This window comes from Pseudomonas sp. S1_G07 (assembly GCF_054668565.1).
Genome location: NZ_CP162778.1, coordinates 4,591,648 through 4,605,208, shown reverse-complemented (window position 1 = coordinate 4,605,208; position 13,561 = coordinate 4,591,648). Strand labels below are relative to the sequence as shown.

Annotated in this window: 13 protein-coding genes; 8 read left to right on the top strand and 5 right to left on the bottom strand. The window is 62.0% G+C overall.

Annotation, left to right across the window (positions count from 1 at the left end; translation table 11 throughout):
- Positions 1-13: 13 nt before the first annotated feature.
- The 3 genes from AB4O05_RS20860 to AB4O05_RS20850 all read left to right on the top strand — a co-directional run bounded on the left by AB4O05_RS20860 (position 14) and on the right by AB4O05_RS20850 (position 4,328).
- Positions 14-1,756 (top strand): ABC transporter substrate-binding protein, encoded by a 1,743-nt coding sequence (locus AB4O05_RS20860; RefSeq protein ID WP_460135568.1) that lies wholly within the window; start codon positions 14-16, stop codon positions 1,754-1,756.
- 236 nt (positions 1,757-1,992) lie between these two features.
- Entirely contained in the window at positions 1,993-3,372 is a 1,380-nt protein-coding gene (locus tag AB4O05_RS20855; protein WP_460135569.1) for an iron-containing redox enzyme family protein, read from the top strand.
- A gap of 11 nt (positions 3,373-3,383) precedes the next feature.
- A complete protein-coding gene (locus AB4O05_RS20850) occupies positions 3,384-4,328 on the top strand; it encodes a methyltransferase (RefSeq protein WP_460135571.1) in 945 nt (314 codons plus the stop codon).
- Between the two features lie 72 nt (positions 4,329-4,400).
- On the opposite strand, the gene AB4O05_RS20845 is transcribed toward AB4O05_RS20850, so the two are convergent.
- Complete coding sequence (locus AB4O05_RS20845) at positions 4,401-4,832, bottom strand: hypothetical protein (RefSeq protein ID WP_460135573.1); 432 nt, start codon at positions 4,830-4,832, stop codon at positions 4,401-4,403.
- A gap of 775 nt (positions 4,833-5,607) precedes the next feature.
- Positions 5,608-6,396, bottom strand: a complete 789-nt coding sequence (locus AB4O05_RS20840; protein WP_460135574.1) for an AraC family transcriptional regulator — start codon at positions 6,394-6,396, stop codon at positions 5,608-5,610.
- 85 nt (positions 6,397-6,481) lie between these two features.
- Between AB4O05_RS20840 and AB4O05_RS20835 the strand changes: the two genes are divergently transcribed.
- From AB4O05_RS20835 to aqpZ, 3 genes are all read left to right on the top strand, one after another.
- A complete protein-coding gene (locus AB4O05_RS20835) occupies positions 6,482-7,480 on the top strand; it encodes a bile acid:sodium symporter family protein (protein WP_460135575.1) in 999 nt (332 codons plus the stop codon).
- Between the two features lie 131 nt (positions 7,481-7,611).
- Positions 7,612-8,796, top strand: coding sequence for a sugar transporter (locus AB4O05_RS20830; RefSeq protein WP_460135577.1), 1,185 nt, complete (start codon positions 7,612-7,614; stop codon positions 8,794-8,796).
- 177 nt (positions 8,797-8,973) lie between these two features.
- The gene (aqpZ, locus tag AB4O05_RS20825) at positions 8,974-9,681 is read left to right on the top strand and encodes an aquaporin Z (protein WP_460135578.1); all 708 of its coding nucleotides are present in this window, start codon (positions 8,974-8,976) and stop codon (positions 9,679-9,681) included.
- An 81-nt stretch (positions 9,682-9,762) separates the two neighbouring features.
- Here aqpZ and AB4O05_RS20820 read toward each other — a convergent pair whose 3' ends face one another.
- Entirely contained in the window at positions 9,763-10,098 is a 336-nt protein-coding gene (locus tag AB4O05_RS20820) for a hypothetical protein (protein WP_460135579.1), read from the bottom strand.
- 93 nt (positions 10,099-10,191) lie between these two features.
- Between AB4O05_RS20820 and AB4O05_RS20815 the strand changes: the two genes are divergently transcribed.
- Positions 10,192-10,536, top strand: a complete 345-nt coding sequence (locus tag AB4O05_RS20815) for a hypothetical protein (protein ID WP_460135580.1) — start codon at positions 10,192-10,194, stop codon at positions 10,534-10,536.
- Positions 10,537-10,624: 88 nt separating this feature from the next.
- Positions 10,625-11,533, top strand: coding sequence for a glutaminase B (glsB, locus tag AB4O05_RS20810; protein WP_027607252.1), 909 nt, complete (start codon positions 10,625-10,627; stop codon positions 11,531-11,533).
- Between the two features lie 37 nt (positions 11,534-11,570).
- Here the strand turns inward: glsB and AB4O05_RS20805 are convergent, their stop codons facing one another.
- Positions 11,571-11,810, bottom strand: a complete 240-nt coding sequence (locus AB4O05_RS20805; RefSeq protein ID WP_460135581.1) for a DUF6124 family protein — start codon at positions 11,808-11,810, stop codon at positions 11,571-11,573.
- Between the two features lie 486 nt (positions 11,811-12,296).
- Positions 12,297-13,541: a saccharopine dehydrogenase family protein gene (locus AB4O05_RS20800; protein ID WP_460135582.1), complete on the bottom strand. Its 1,245-nt coding sequence runs from the start codon at positions 13,539-13,541 to the stop codon at positions 12,297-12,299.
- Positions 13,542-13,561 lie beyond the last annotated feature (20 nt).

The following is a 13,561-nucleotide window of genomic DNA, read 5'->3' as shown; positions in this document are numbered from 1 at the left end:
CCAGGAGGTCTCTATGTTGAATAACAACAATAAGCTGCGACATAGCATTTCATTGGCCGCCGTACTGGCCCTCAGCGGTTTGAGCGCTTCGGCCTGGGCTGATGCGTATGAAGATGCCGCGAAAAAATGGATCGGCAGCGAGTTCAAACCGTCCACCCTCACCGAAGCCCAGCAGCTCGAGGAGTTGAAGTGGTTTATCAAGGCGGCGGAACCGTTCCGTGGGATGAAGATCAACGTGGTGTCGGAAACCCTCACCACCCACGAGTACGAATCTAAGGTATTGGCCAAGGCCTTCAGTGAAATCACCGGGATCAAGCTCACCCACGACCTGCTGCAGGAAGGCGACGTGGTGGAGAAGCTGCAAACCCAGATGCAGTCCGACAAGAATATCTATGACGGCTGGGTCAACGACTCGGACCTGATCGGTACGCACTTTCGCTACGGCAAGACCGAATCCATCACCGACCTGATGGCCAACGAAGGCAAGGCCTTCACCTCGCCGACCCTGGACCTCAAGGACTTTATCGGCCTGTCGTTCACCACCGCCCCGGACGGCAAGATCTACCAGCTGCCCGACCAGCAATTCGCCAACCTCTACTGGTTCCGCGCCGACTGGTTCGAGCGCCCGGAGCTCAAAGCCAAGTTCAAGGAAAAGTACGGTTACGACCTCGGCGTGCCGGTGAACTGGTCGGCTTATGAAGACATCGCCAAGTTCTTCAGCGAAGACGTCAAGGAGATCGATGGCAAGCGCGTTTATGGGCACATGGACTACGGCAAGAAAGACCCGTCCCTGGGCTGGCGTTTCACCGACGCCTGGTTCTCCATGGCCGGCGGCGGCGACAAAGGCCTGCCCAACGGCTTGCCGGTGGACGAGTGGGGCATTCGCGTGGAGGACTGCCACCCGGTGGGCTCCAGCGTCACCCGTGGCGGCGACACCAACGGCCCGGCCGCGGTGTTCGCCACGCAGAAATACGTGGACTGGATGAAGGCCTACGCGCCACCGGAAGCGGCAGGCATGACCTTCTCCGAATCCGGCCCGGTGCCGTCCCAGGGCAACATCGCCCAACAGATCTTCTGGTACACCGCCTTTACCGCCGACATGACCAAGCCGGGCCTGCCGGTGGTCAACGCCGACGGCACGCCGAAGTGGCGCATGGCGCCATCGCCCGTAGGGCCGTATTGGGAAAAGGGCATGAAGAAGGGCTATCAGGACGTGGGTTCCTGGACCTTCCTCAAGTCGACGCCGGAGAAACAGAAACTCGCGGCCTGGCTCTACGCGCAGTTCGTAACCTCGAAAACCGTGTCGCTGAAGAAAACCATCGTCGGCCTGACGCCGATTCGTGAGTCCGACATCAACTCCCAGGCCATGACCGACCTGGCGCCAAAACTCGGCGGCCTGGTGGAGTTCTACCGCAGCCCGGCCCGCGTGGAATGGACCCCGACCGGCACCAACGTGCCGGACTACCCACGCCTGGCGCAACTGTGGTGGAGCAACATTGCCTCGGCTGCCAGTGGCGAGAAAACCCCGCAGCAGGCGCTGGATAACCTGGCCAAGGAACAGGACGCGATCATGACGCGTCTGGAACGCTCCAAGGTGCAGCCGGTGTGCGGTCCGAAAATGAACCCCGAGCGCGACGCGCAATACTGGTTCGACCAGCCTGGTGCACCTAAGCCGAAACTGGCGAACGAGAAGCCCAAAGGCGAAACCGTGGGCTACAACGACTTGCTCAAGCAGTGGGAGGCTGCGCGTAAGTAAGCGCTGAGCAGGTAAGGGCAAAACGGCACGCCAGCGTGCCGTTCTGTTTTTTGCACCGTTCGCTATACCGCATCACCTTCGAGCCCCATGACCATCCATCCCCCTCTTCACAACCCCAATTGAATTTTCCCCACCCCCCCATGTTCTTCCCTATAGAAGCGCCGCACAGCGAGCGCTCTTACGGGGCCTTCATCCAAGGAGGCCAGGTTGTATAGGACATTGCGGGAACTGCCATTATGACGCTACTGACGGCGCTGTCGGGCCAGCCGGCCTCTGTGCATCACTCGGGCTGCGGTGAGTATCAGCGGGTCTATCAACAGCTGTACGGCGAAGCGCCAGACGCGGCAATGCTTGCGCGCGAGTTCCTGCAGGCGCGGTTGGCGCAGGTCCGAGACGCCGCCAGCGAACTGCCCGACGAGCCAGAGCATTTGTATGCCTGGGTCGAACAGCGTTGCGCCGGCGTAGCCCAGGCTTACGCCGAGTACCTTGAGCAACGCCGGCAAGGCCGGCCACGCCGCTACTTCCAGAACAAGGCCCATGCGTTGTACTTTCTGCAGCGTGTGGCGCCGACCAAACAGGTTGACGGCGCCTGGCTCAACGGTCTGCTGCAGGGCTGGCGGGACCCGCGATTCGACGGCCTGCTCACCACCTACCTCGAAGAGCTGGGCGACGGTGAAGCCGCGCAGAATCATGTGGTGATCTACCGCAAGCTGCTCAGTGAGCACGACGCCGACAGTGATGCCGGCCTTGCCGATGAACACTACCTGCAAGGTGCGCTGCAACTGGCCCTGGGCTTGTGCGGCGAGGCGTTTGTGCCGGAAGTCATCGGCTTCAACCTCGGTTACGAGCAGTTGCCATTGCACCTGTTGATCAGCGCTTATGAGCTCAGCGAGCTGGGCATCGACCCCTATTACTTCACCTTGCACGTGACCATCGACAACGCCAGCACCGGCCACGCCTGCAAAGCGGCGCAGGCGGTGTTGAACCTGCTGCCGCTGGGCGAGGGCAGGGTGGACTTCTACCGACGCGTGGCCGAAGGCTATCGGCTCAACGATCTCGGCCCGGGCACCACGGCCGTGATCGACAGCTTCAACCTGCAGGACGAAGTGGTGGCGATGCTTGAACGCAAGCGTACCTTCGGCCAGCACATGCATTCGGACTATTGCCGTTTCGAGGGCAAGACTGTCAACCAGTGGCTGGCCAGGCCGGGGCAGATCGCCGACTTCCTCCAGGCCTTGCAGGACAAGGGCTGGATCAAGCGCCACCAGGACCCGGCCGACAGCCGCTTCTGGCAATTGATCGAGGGGGCTGGCGCGGCGATGTTTGGCGTGTTCAGCGGCTATGAAAAACAACTGCTGCACGACTGGATTGCCGGTGACTGGGTCAGCGAGCAGCGTGTGCCGCCCGCCAGGCCTGGGCGCGGCAGCCCGATTTCCCCCTCGCCGCAGCCCCCGGTGGACCCGGACACCCAGGCGCTGGTCGAGTCGCTGTGCAACCTGCCCGACGAGCAACAGCTCAACGCGCTGATCCCCTGGCTGTCAGCGCGACGCCATTGCACCCCCGCCGGGCTGTATGCCACCCGCCGTTTTATCCAACTGCGCGCGCGTCTGCGCTAAGGAATTCGCCCATGTCTGCACAACAACTCGCCGACCGCGCCTTGCTGAACCTGGGCCGAGGGTTGAAAGAGAGCGGCTACCGCTTTATCACGCCCACGCCCTTGACCCACGAACGTGTCTACCGGCGCCTGGCGACGCCGCTGGCGATGAACATGCGTGATGTATTCGGTTGGTCGATGCCGTTTGACGGCGACCTGATTCCCGCTGCGCTGCGCGAGGAGTTGCAGCAAGCGGATGTGATCGAAAAACATGATGCGCTGTGGCGCAGTACGGTGCGTTGGTCGAGCCTGGGGGAGATGCTGTTTGCCCATTCACCGTATCCCACCACCCAGGCGGACGCGGTATTTTTCGGGCCTGACAGTTACCGTTTCGCCCAGGTGATCGAAGCCCACCTGCAACAGCGTTTCGAACCGCTCAAACGCGCCGTGGACATCGGCTGCGGCGCGGGTGTGGGCGCGCTGGTCATCGCTCGGGCGCGGCATGATGCCCAGGTGCTGGCGGTGGACATCAACCCGCGCGCGCTGCGCATGACCGCGGTGAACGCCGAGCTGGCCGGGTTGGGTAACGTCAGTGTGTACCAGAGCGACCTGCTGGCGAGCCTCGATGGGGCGTTCGACTTGATCGTCGCCAACCCGCCCTACATGAACGATGACCGTCAACGCGCCTACCGCCATGGCGGCGGTGCGCTGGGTGAGCAACTGTCAGTGCGTATCGTCAGCGATGCCCGCGGGCGCCTGGCCCTCGGCGGCAGTCTGGTGCTCTATACCGGTGTGGCGATGGTTGCAGGCAGCGATCCTTTCCTGGAGGCGGTCAAGCCTTTGCTGGAGAACGATGCCTTCGGCTGGACCTACCGTGAACTGGACCCCGACGTCTTCGGCGAAGAACTCGATAAGCCGGGTTATGAAGGCGTAGAGCGGATCGCCGTGGTCGCGCTCACCGTGACCCGTTTGCGCTGACTGGCGAGGCACACGTTCGGCATTCCGGTTTGCGCTCCGAACACCTGTCCAGCTGTGGCTTGGTGGATTGGGTCAGGCCGTGGCCTGCGGTTGGATGCGCAATTGCCCTTCCACGTCCTTGGCCAGCCCGCTGGCCAGAAACAGCGGCACCAACCGTTTATGAAGTGGCGGTTCGACAAATTCTTTCACCGTATCCAGCGCCAGCACGCCACTTTGCGGCAACTCGGCCTTGGTGTACGCCAGCCACGCCTTCTTCAACACCATCAGCACATCACTGCCCGCCGTGGTGGCGAAGCGGCGATGGGTGGGTTTGCCGTCGAAGTTGAACGTGTGCTGGAACGCATAACCGCTTTCATCAGCCCCGCTGGCCGTGCAGCGGATGCAGGTGCAAGGGCCGTCGCCAAAGGCACTGCGCAGGTAGGCGTTGAAGTCCACCACGGGCTTGAGTGACAGGCGCTTATCCACCTCGAACAGGTCCCCAGTCATTTTTTCGTCAGTGTTCAACGTCCATTTCCTCGCAGGTTTACGGCAGTTTTTCAAAGCGCGGCACAATAGCAGCCACGTGCTGTTTTGGGGCGATTTGCAGCACAAAAGCCCTGATATTCTTTGGCGGCCTTAAAAACCGCCGCAGTGCACCTGGTCTAAGCTCAGAAGTTGCAGGAGGACGTGGCCTAATGCCAGTCAGCTAAGAGACAGAACGAGCAAACAGTAACCTGTGGCGAGCGGGCTCGCCACAGGGGGCCCGTTTGCCGCGCGATAGCGCTACGTTTAAAGGGCTGAAATTTCACGCTGAAGTCTTGAATCTTGCATGGCCATTTCAATCGAGCGCCTTTTTGTGGCGAGCGGGCTCGTCGAATCGTCGCACCGCCCGCGTTGGGCTGCGCAGCAGCCCCAGAACCAAGCGCAGAGGAGTGCCAGATGTACCGCATTCGTCTTCATCAGGGGGCGCTTCGCACCCCAACGCGGGGCGAGCCCGCTCGCCACAGGGGCCCGTTTTGTCGCGCGATAGCGCTACGTTTAAAGGGCTGAAATTTCACGCTGAAGTCTTGAGTCTTGCATGGCCATTTCAGTCGAGCGCCTTTTTGTGGCGAGCGGGCTCGTCGAATCGTCGCACCGCCCGCGTTGGGCTGCGCAGCAGCCCCAGAACCAAGCGCAGAGGAGTGCCAGATGTACCGCATTCGTCTTCATCAGGGGCGCTTCGCACCCCAACGCGGGGCGAGCCCGCTCGCCACACAAGCCCGCTCGCCACAGTTACAGTGTTCCTCCTTACTGACTGGTATCAGCGGAAGAACTCCCCCGGCGTTGCAGCAAACTGCTGGCGAAACGCATTGATAAACGCCGACGTCGATTCATAGCCACACCCCAGCGCCACATCTGTGACCCGCTCGCCTTGCTCCAGGGCGGGCAGGGCGCTCAGCAGGCGCAAGCGCTGGCGCCAGGCGCGGAAGGTCAGGCCGGTGTCTTTCAAAAACAGGCGGCTGAGGGTTTTTTCGCTGGCCCCCAGTTTTTCGCTCCATTGCCCCAATGTGGTCGGCTGCTCCGGGTGCTGGCTCAGGCTGCGGTAGATCTGCCGCAAGCGTGCGTCATGCGGCAAGGGCAGCATCAAGTCCACCTGGGGCGCGGCGGCCAGTTGATCGAGTATCACCTGGGCCAGGCGACCGTCCGGGCCGTCCTCGGCGTATTCCGCCGGCAGTTGGCTGAAGCTGCGGATCAGTTCGCGCAACAGACTGCTCACCTCCAACACGTGACAGTGCCCGGCGGCCCAGGCGGTGACGCTGCAATCAAGGTACAGGCTGCGCATCTCGGTATGCGGCGCGCTGTACACGCGGTGCGGCATGCCCGCCGGGATCCACACCGCCCGTTGCGGCGGCGCGACAAAACGCCCTGCGCTGGTCTGGATCTCCAGTACTCCGGAAATCGCGTAGGACAATTGCACCCACGGATGACTGTGCCGGCGGGTCAACGCGCGATTGGGCAGCGATTCGGTACGCCCATACACCGGCCGCGGCAGGCTGGACAGCCCGGGGATGCTGCGGCGCACGGTGTTGTTGTGTCCTTTAGGCGGCATTTACTGGCTCATTGGCGTTAGTCGGTAATAAGGCGTTACGTTAGAGTCGCAACGACGTTCTTGGCAACCCCCGGAAGATGCGCCCATGACTCGCCCTCGTTTCCTGCCCGACAACTTCACTCTGAGCCTGATCGCCACGGTGATTCTCGCTTCGCTGTTGCCCGCCAGCGGCCAGACCGCCGTAGCCTTCGGCTGGGTCACTAACCTGGCCATCGCGCTGCTGTTTTTCCTGCACGGCGCCAAGTTGTCACGCCAAGCCATCGTCGCCGGTGCCGGCCACTGGCGCCTGCACCTGTTGGTGTTCAGCCTGACCTTCGTGCTGTTCCCATTGCTGGGCCTGGCGCTCAAACCGGTGCTGTCGCCGCTGATCGGCAAAGACCTGTACATGGGCATGCTCTACCTCTGTGCGCTGCCGGCCACGGTGCAATCGGCGATCGCTTTTACGTCGCTGGCGCGTGGCAATGTCCCGGCGGCCATCTGCAGCGCGGCGGCGTCGAGCCTGTTCGGGATTTTCCTCACGCCGTTGCTGGTGACCTTGCTGCTCAATGTGCATGGGGAAGGCAGTTCCACCGTCGACGCCATCGTTAAAATCAGTGTGCAGCTGCTGCTGCCGTTTATCGCCGGGCAGATCGCCCGGCGCTGGATTGGCGAGTGGGTAGGGCGCAATAAAGCCTGGCTGAAATTCGTCGACCAGGGCTCGATCCTGCTGGTGGTCTACGGCGCCTTCAGCGAAGCGGTCAACGAAGGCATCTGGCACCAGATCCCGCTGTGGGAACTGGGCGGTCTGGTCGTGGCCTGCTGCGTGTTGCTGGCTCTGGCGCTGGTGGCGTCCACCTTGCTGGGCAAGGCTTTCGGCTTCAGCCAGGAAGACCGCCTCACCATCCTGTTCTGCGGCTCGAAGAAAAGCCTGGCCACTGGCGTGCCGATGGCCCAGGTACTGTTTGCCGGGGCGAGCATGGGCGTGCTGATCCTGCCGTTGATGCTGTTTCACCAGATTCAGTTGATGGTATGCGCGGTGCTGGCGCAGCGCTATGCCAAGCGGCCGGAGAGCATTCCGGCGTTGATGGCGCAGGTGGATCCGTGATGACCGCCAGGCTGGCCTGACAGCGTGAGTGAGATCAGCGCTAACAGACGGCCGAGAAACCTATAGAATGCCAAGCGGCGGCGCTTGTCCTGGGCGGCCGCTTGATCTTCGCTAGAGTACCCCGCCCGTCAATGAGCCTTTCAGACGTAACCCCGCAAGCCAACTGGCAACCGGTCATCGCCCTCGCGCTGGCCGCGTTTGTGTTCAATACCACCGAATTTGTGCCCGTCGGGCTGCTCAGCGCCATTGGCGCCAGCTTCGACATGCCGGTGTCCAGCGTTGGCCTGATGCTCACCCTTTATGCCTGGATTGTCTCCCTGACCTCGCTGCCGGTGATGCTGCTGACGCGCAACGTCGAGCGTCGCAGGTTGCTGATCGTGCTGTTCTGCATGTTTATTGCCAGCCATGTCCTCTCCAGCATTGCCACCAGTTTCGGTCTGTTGATGGTCAGTCGCATCGGCATTGCCTTGTCCCATGCGTTGTTCTGGTCGATCACCGCATCCCTGGCGGTGCGCCTGGCGCCGGCCGGCAAGCAGGTGCAAGCCCTCGGCCTGCTCGCCACCGGCACGTCCCTGGCGATGGTCCTGGGCATTCCCCTCGGTCGTCTGCTGGGCGAAGCCATGGGCTGGCGCACCACCTTTCTGGTGATCGGCGCCTTTGCCGCCGGGCTGGTGTTCTGGCTGGCGCGCAGCCTGCCGCTGCTGCCGAGCCAGAACTCCGGTTCCCTGCGCAGCCTGCCGCTGCTGTTCAAGCGCCCGGCGCTGGTGGCGCTTTATGTGCTGACGGCGATGACCGTGACCGCGCAATTCACCGCCTACAGTTACATCGAGCCTTTCATTGAAGGCGTGGCCGGCCTGAGCGGCAGCGCGGTCACCCTGATCCTGCTGGTGTTCGGCGGTGCCGGCATCATCGGCTCATTGCTGTTCAGCCTGGTGCACCGCTTCAATCCCCACCTGTTCGTGGTGGGCGCGGTGTTTATCCTGGCGGCGTGCCTGGCGCTGTTGCTGCCGTTGAGCGGCGCCGAGGCTTACCTGGTGGTGCTGAGTATTTTCTGGGGCATGGCGATTATGGGCTTTGGCCTGGCGATGCAGTCCAAGGTGCTGGTACTGGCCCCGGACGCCACCGACGTGGCCATGGCGATGTTCTCCGGCATCTACAACATCGGCATCGGCGGCGGTGCCCTGGTGGGCAGTTGGGTCGGCAGCCAGTTCGGCTTCGCCTGGATCGGCGCGGCGGGTGGGTTGCTGGCGGCGCTGGCGTTGGGGGTGTACTGCCTGGCGATCAGGCGGTTTGGGACGGGGGTGACCGCAGCCTGATACGGCTTCGGCGCCTCGTTCCGCTCATGGTTATGTTCGTAAAGCGCAAAACGCTGTCGCCGAATAAGGCTACCGCTGTGCGTAACTGAAACCAGACAAGTCTTATAGGTCGCTTCGATGCCCATTGCTACCGTCTTCCAGGACCGCCCACCGCCTGTGGTGACGGCATGAACAGCAATGGAGTCGATTGTGCAAAAGCGTTTGACCGCAGAATTTCTAGGTACGTTCTGGCTGACCTTCGGCGGGTGTGGCAGCGCCATCCTCGCGGCGGCTTTTCCGGAGCTGGGCATTGGTTTTTTGGGGGTATCCCTGGCGTTCGGCCTGAGCGTCCTGACCATGGCCTACGCGGTGGGCGGTATCTCCGGGGGGCACTTCAACCCGGCGGTGACCATCGGCTTATGGGCCGGGCGCCGAGTGCCTGCTGCTGATGTGCTGCCTTATGTGGCGGCGCAGGTGGTGGGTGCGATTGTCGCTGCTGCAGCCTTGTATCTGATCGCCAACGGCCAGGCCGGCTTCGAAATGGGTGGTTTTGCCGCCAACGGCTATGGCCCGCTGAGCCCAGGCCAGTTCGACATGAAAGCCGCATTGTTGGCCGAATTGATCGCCACGTTCTTTTTCGTGCTGATCATCATGCGGGTGACGGCACCGGGCGCGGTCGCCGGGTGTGCACCGATTGCCATCGGCCTGGCGCTGACGTTGATTCACCTGATCCTGATCCCCGTGACCAACACCTCGGTCAACCCCGCGCGCAGCACCGGGCCAGCGTTGTTCGCCGGGTGGGAGTATCTGTCGCAACTCTGGCTGTTCTGGCTGGCGCCGATTGTCGGCGCAGTGCTGGGCGCATTCGCCGCGCGCGGGCTGTGTGTAAGCCAACAAGAAGGCTGAGGCGCTCGCTGACCTCACCGACTGAATGCGATCAATGTGGGTGCTGGCAAACCAGTCCCCACCGATGCACGGCGGTGAGGCCTAGTCCACGCAGATCGCACGCCCCAACTGGCCTTTTTCCACCGTCGCCGAGCAGCCGAAGTGGCTGTTATCCACTTGGCACGTGCCACTGATCGGGGCGGTGCCGGTGTGGGTCGTCACGCTGGTCTGGCACTCACCCTCGCACTGGCTCGAATCGGTACATGCCTTGCCGGCGTCCTTGTAGGGCGTGACGCACTTCCAGCTCTGCAGCTTGCCCACCTGCTTCATGGTGCCGCCACCTGCCAGGCATGTGGACGCCGCTGAGTCCTGGGCGGGCGGGTGGGTGGAGCATGCCGATACCCACAATAACGCGGCCAGGCCAATCATCAATTTCATGCGTAGAGTCCTCGGTGGAATAAGCGTTGCGGTGCAGTGTACGGGCATATCGACTACTTTGATTGACGAGCGATCCCTACCCGGTACTGATCCATGCGCACGTTTTGGAAACGATATGTGGCCCTGTTGGACAACGATCTGAGCACGCAGATTTTCGACAACGTGAAAAACCTGCTGGTGTGCGCATTGCTGTTCGCAGCCGGCACCGATGCGCTGTTGGGCGAGCAGGATCTGTTCATCGGCGTGTTTGCGTCCAGTGTGGCGGGAGGGGGGCTGATTGTCCTGTCGGCGCTGTTGCTGGTGTTGAACGTCAGCGATGGCATTCGCCGGCTCGCCAAGCTGCGCCATCACCTGGCGCTACAACTGTTGCTGATCCTGGTGTACCTGGTGGTGGCCGAGCGGATGGTGGAGATTGTGTGGGGCTTTCGCGCCCATTGAATCGCAGTGGGCGTGATAAGCGCCCAACGTTTGAGGTATCCTCCGCGCCCCGCCATGACTGATTCAAACCACGATGACCGGACAAGACATGCAGGCGCTGTTGGAGTCGATCCTCGACGAAGTGCGCCCACTGATCGGCCTCGGCAAAGTCGCCGACTACATCCCCGCCCTCGCCGATGTACCGGCCAACCAACTCGGTATCGCGGTGTACGGCAACGACGGTTCGGCCTACCGCGCCGGCGATGCCGATACGCTGTTCTCGGTGCAAAGCATCTCCAAGGTGTTCAGCCTGGTGCAGGCCATCGACCACGGCGGTGAAACCATCTGGGAACGCCTGGGCCACGAGCCGTCGGGGCAGCCGTTCAACTCCCTGGTGCAACTGGAGTTCGAACGCGGCCGCCCGCGTAACCCGTTCATCAATGCCGGCGCGCTGGTGATCTGCGACATCAACCAATCGCGCTTCGCCGTGCCCATCCTGTCGATGCGCGACTTCGTGCGGCGTCTGTCTGGCAACCCGCAGATCCTGGTCAACAGCGTCGTCGCCGACTCCGAAGCCCAACACGGCGCGCGCAATGCGGCCATGGCTTACCTGATGAAATCCTTCGGCAACTTCCACAACGATGTGGACGCGGTGCTGCACAGCTACTTCAACTACTGCGCCCTGCAGATGAGCTGCCTGGACCTGGCCAAGGCATTCAGCTTCCTGGCCAACGAGGGCACGAGCGCCCACAGCGGCGAGCAGATCCTTACCGCGCGCCAGACCAAACAGGTCAACTCGATCATGGCCACCAGCGGGTTGTATGACGAGGCGGGCAACTTTGCCTATCGCGTGGGCTTGCCGGGCAAGAGCGGGGTAGGGGGTGGGATTGTCGCGGTGGTGCCGGGGCAGTTCACGGTATGCGTGTGGTCGCCGGAGTTGAACGCGGCGGGGAACTCGCTGGCGGGGATCAAGGCGTTGGAATTGTTGAGTGAGCGGATTGGGTGGTCGGTGTTTTGAGATCGTTCCCGTGGGTGGGGAACGATCTCCAGAGGCTTCAGGCGGCTGGATGCGCTTCGTCCAAGGCCTTGTCCACCAGCAGTTGCACGCCTTCGAGCATGCGGCATATGCCCAGTGCCACATTGCGTTGGGTACTGTCGATTTCAAAGGCGAGGTGGGTGGCAATGTCGGTGATGGAGGACAGATCCTGGGACGCGTTGATCAGCAGGGTTTCGGTGCCCAGGCCGGGGCGCACGGTAAAGAGTTTTTCTGAGGGGTTAGGGCTGTCTTTAATCATGGTGAAACTCCAAGGGAAATGGAGCTGCCACGGTTCGCGGTCAAACGAGTTAGGGTGGCAGCTATACGCGGGTTGACCGACCGGTCCCAAGGAGCCCGGCATACCCGAAGGTATCCCGCGTACAGCTGCCGCGACACGATACAGCAGACGTAAAGAAAACGCCTGATTCGATGTGGCACAGATGCAGTTGGGAGTCGGACGGTCAAATCCGGTCGCTGAATTGGCAGCGACGGACGAGAGCTTAGTCAGCGAAGTTCCGAGCGACAACCTGAAACAGTCGTGGGAAATCTCTGATCAGGCACGCTACAACCCCCCCCCCTGTAGGAGCGAGCTTGCTCGCGAAAACCCGGAGCGCGCCACGATAAACCTGACGCACCGCCTCATCGTTGACGATCTTCGCGAGCAAGCTCGCTCCTACAGACGGATTTGTCGCCAACAAAAATGCGCCCCTTGGGGCGCATTCTTTTGTTCGGTCAACAATCACCCTCAGGCCTTCGCATCCCAGGCCCGATCACCGTGCTCGTCCTTGATGCGAGTCGGCAAGCCCATCACGTCCAGCGCTTTGAGGAACGGTTCAGCCGGCAGTTCCTCGACGTTGGCCATGTGTTTCACATCCCACTCGCCACGGGCTACCAGCAGCGCGGCGGCTACCGGTGGAACGCCTGCGGTGTAGGAGATGCCCTGGCTGTCGGTTTCGGCAAAGGCGTCTTCGTGGTCGGCCACGTTGTAGATGAACAGCTCGCGCGGCTGGCCGTCCTTGGTGCCTTTGACGAGGTCACCGATGCAGGTCTTGCCGCTGTAGCCAGGGGCGAGCGAAGACGGGTCGGGCAGTACGGCCTTGACCACTTTCAACGGCACCACTTCCAGGCCTTCGGCGGTGGTGACCGGTTTTTCGGAGAGCAGGCCGAGGTTGTTCAGCACGGTGAACACGTTGATGTAGTGCTCGCCGAAGCTCATCCAGAAACGCACGTTGGGCACGTCGAGGTTTTTCGACAGCGAGTGCACTTCATCGTGGCCGGTGAGGTAGAGGTTCTGCGAACCGACCACCGGCAGGTCGTCGGTACGTTTGACTTCGAACATGGTGTTGCTGGTCCACTGGCTGTTCTGCCAGCTCCACACCTGCCCGGTGAATTCGCGGAAGTTGATTTCCGGGTCGAAATTGGTGGCGAAGTATTTGCCATGGGAGCCGGCATTGACGTCGAGAATGTCGATCGAATCAATGCGGTCGAAATGCTGTTGCTGCGCCAGCGCGGCATACGCGTTGACGACACCCGGGTCGAAGCCCACGCCAAGGATGGCGGTGATGTTCTTCTCTTTGCACTCTTGCAGGTGGTTCCATTCGTAGTTGCCGTACCACGGCGGGGTCTCGCAGACCTTGCCCGGCTCTTCGTGGATGGCGGTGTCGAGGTACGCAACGCCCGTGTCGATGCAGGCGCGCAGTACCGACATGTTGAGGAACGCGGAACCGACGTTGATGACGATCTGCGATTCGGTCTCGCGGATCAGGGCCTTGGTCGCTTCCACGTCCAGGGCGTTCAGCGCGAAGGCCTGGATGTCGGCGGGAACCTTGAGGCTACCCTTGGCCTTGACGCTGTCGATGATGGCCTGGCATTTGGAGATGTTGCGCGACGCGATAGCAATACGACCGAGTTCGTCGTTGTGCTGCGCGCACTTGTGGGCCACCACCTTGGCGACACCTCCTGCACCAATGATAAGAACGTTCTTTTTCAATTGCTTTATCTCTCCTTTAT

Coding starts and splice junctions, on each gene's coding strand:
- aqpZ (WP_460135578.1), top strand. CDS start 8,974: ATGGAGTCGATTGTGCAAAAGCGTTTGACCGCAGAATTTCTAGGTACG.
- AB4O05_RS20815 (WP_460135580.1), top strand. CDS start 10,192: ATGCGCACGTTTTGGAAACGATATGTGGCCCTGTTGGACAACGATCTG.
- glsB (WP_027607252.1), top strand. CDS start 10,625: ATGCAGGCGCTGTTGGAGTCGATCCTCGACGAAGTGCGCCCACTGATC.
- AB4O05_RS20835 (WP_460135575.1), top strand. CDS start 6,482: ATGACTCGCCCTCGTTTCCTGCCCGACAACTTCACTCTGAGCCTGATC.
- AB4O05_RS20860 (WP_460135568.1), top strand. CDS start 14: ATGTTGAATAACAACAATAAGCTGCGACATAGCATTTCATTGGCCGCC.
- AB4O05_RS20830 (WP_460135577.1), top strand. CDS start 7,612: ATGAGCCTTTCAGACGTAACCCCGCAAGCCAACTGGCAACCGGTCATC.
- AB4O05_RS20855 (WP_460135569.1), top strand. CDS start 1,993: ATGACGCTACTGACGGCGCTGTCGGGCCAGCCGGCCTCTGTGCATCAC.
- AB4O05_RS20840 (WP_460135574.1), bottom strand. CDS start 6,396: ATGCCGCCTAAAGGACACAACAACACCGTGCGCCGCAGCATCCCCGGG.
- AB4O05_RS20850 (WP_460135571.1), top strand. CDS start 3,384: ATGTCTGCACAACAACTCGCCGACCGCGCCTTGCTGAACCTGGGCCGA.
- AB4O05_RS20805 (WP_460135581.1), bottom strand. CDS start 11,810: ATGATTAAAGACAGCCCTAACCCCTCAGAAAAACTCTTTACCGTGCGC.
- AB4O05_RS20820 (WP_460135579.1), bottom strand. CDS start 10,098: ATGAAATTGATGATTGGCCTGGCCGCGTTATTGTGGGTATCGGCATGC.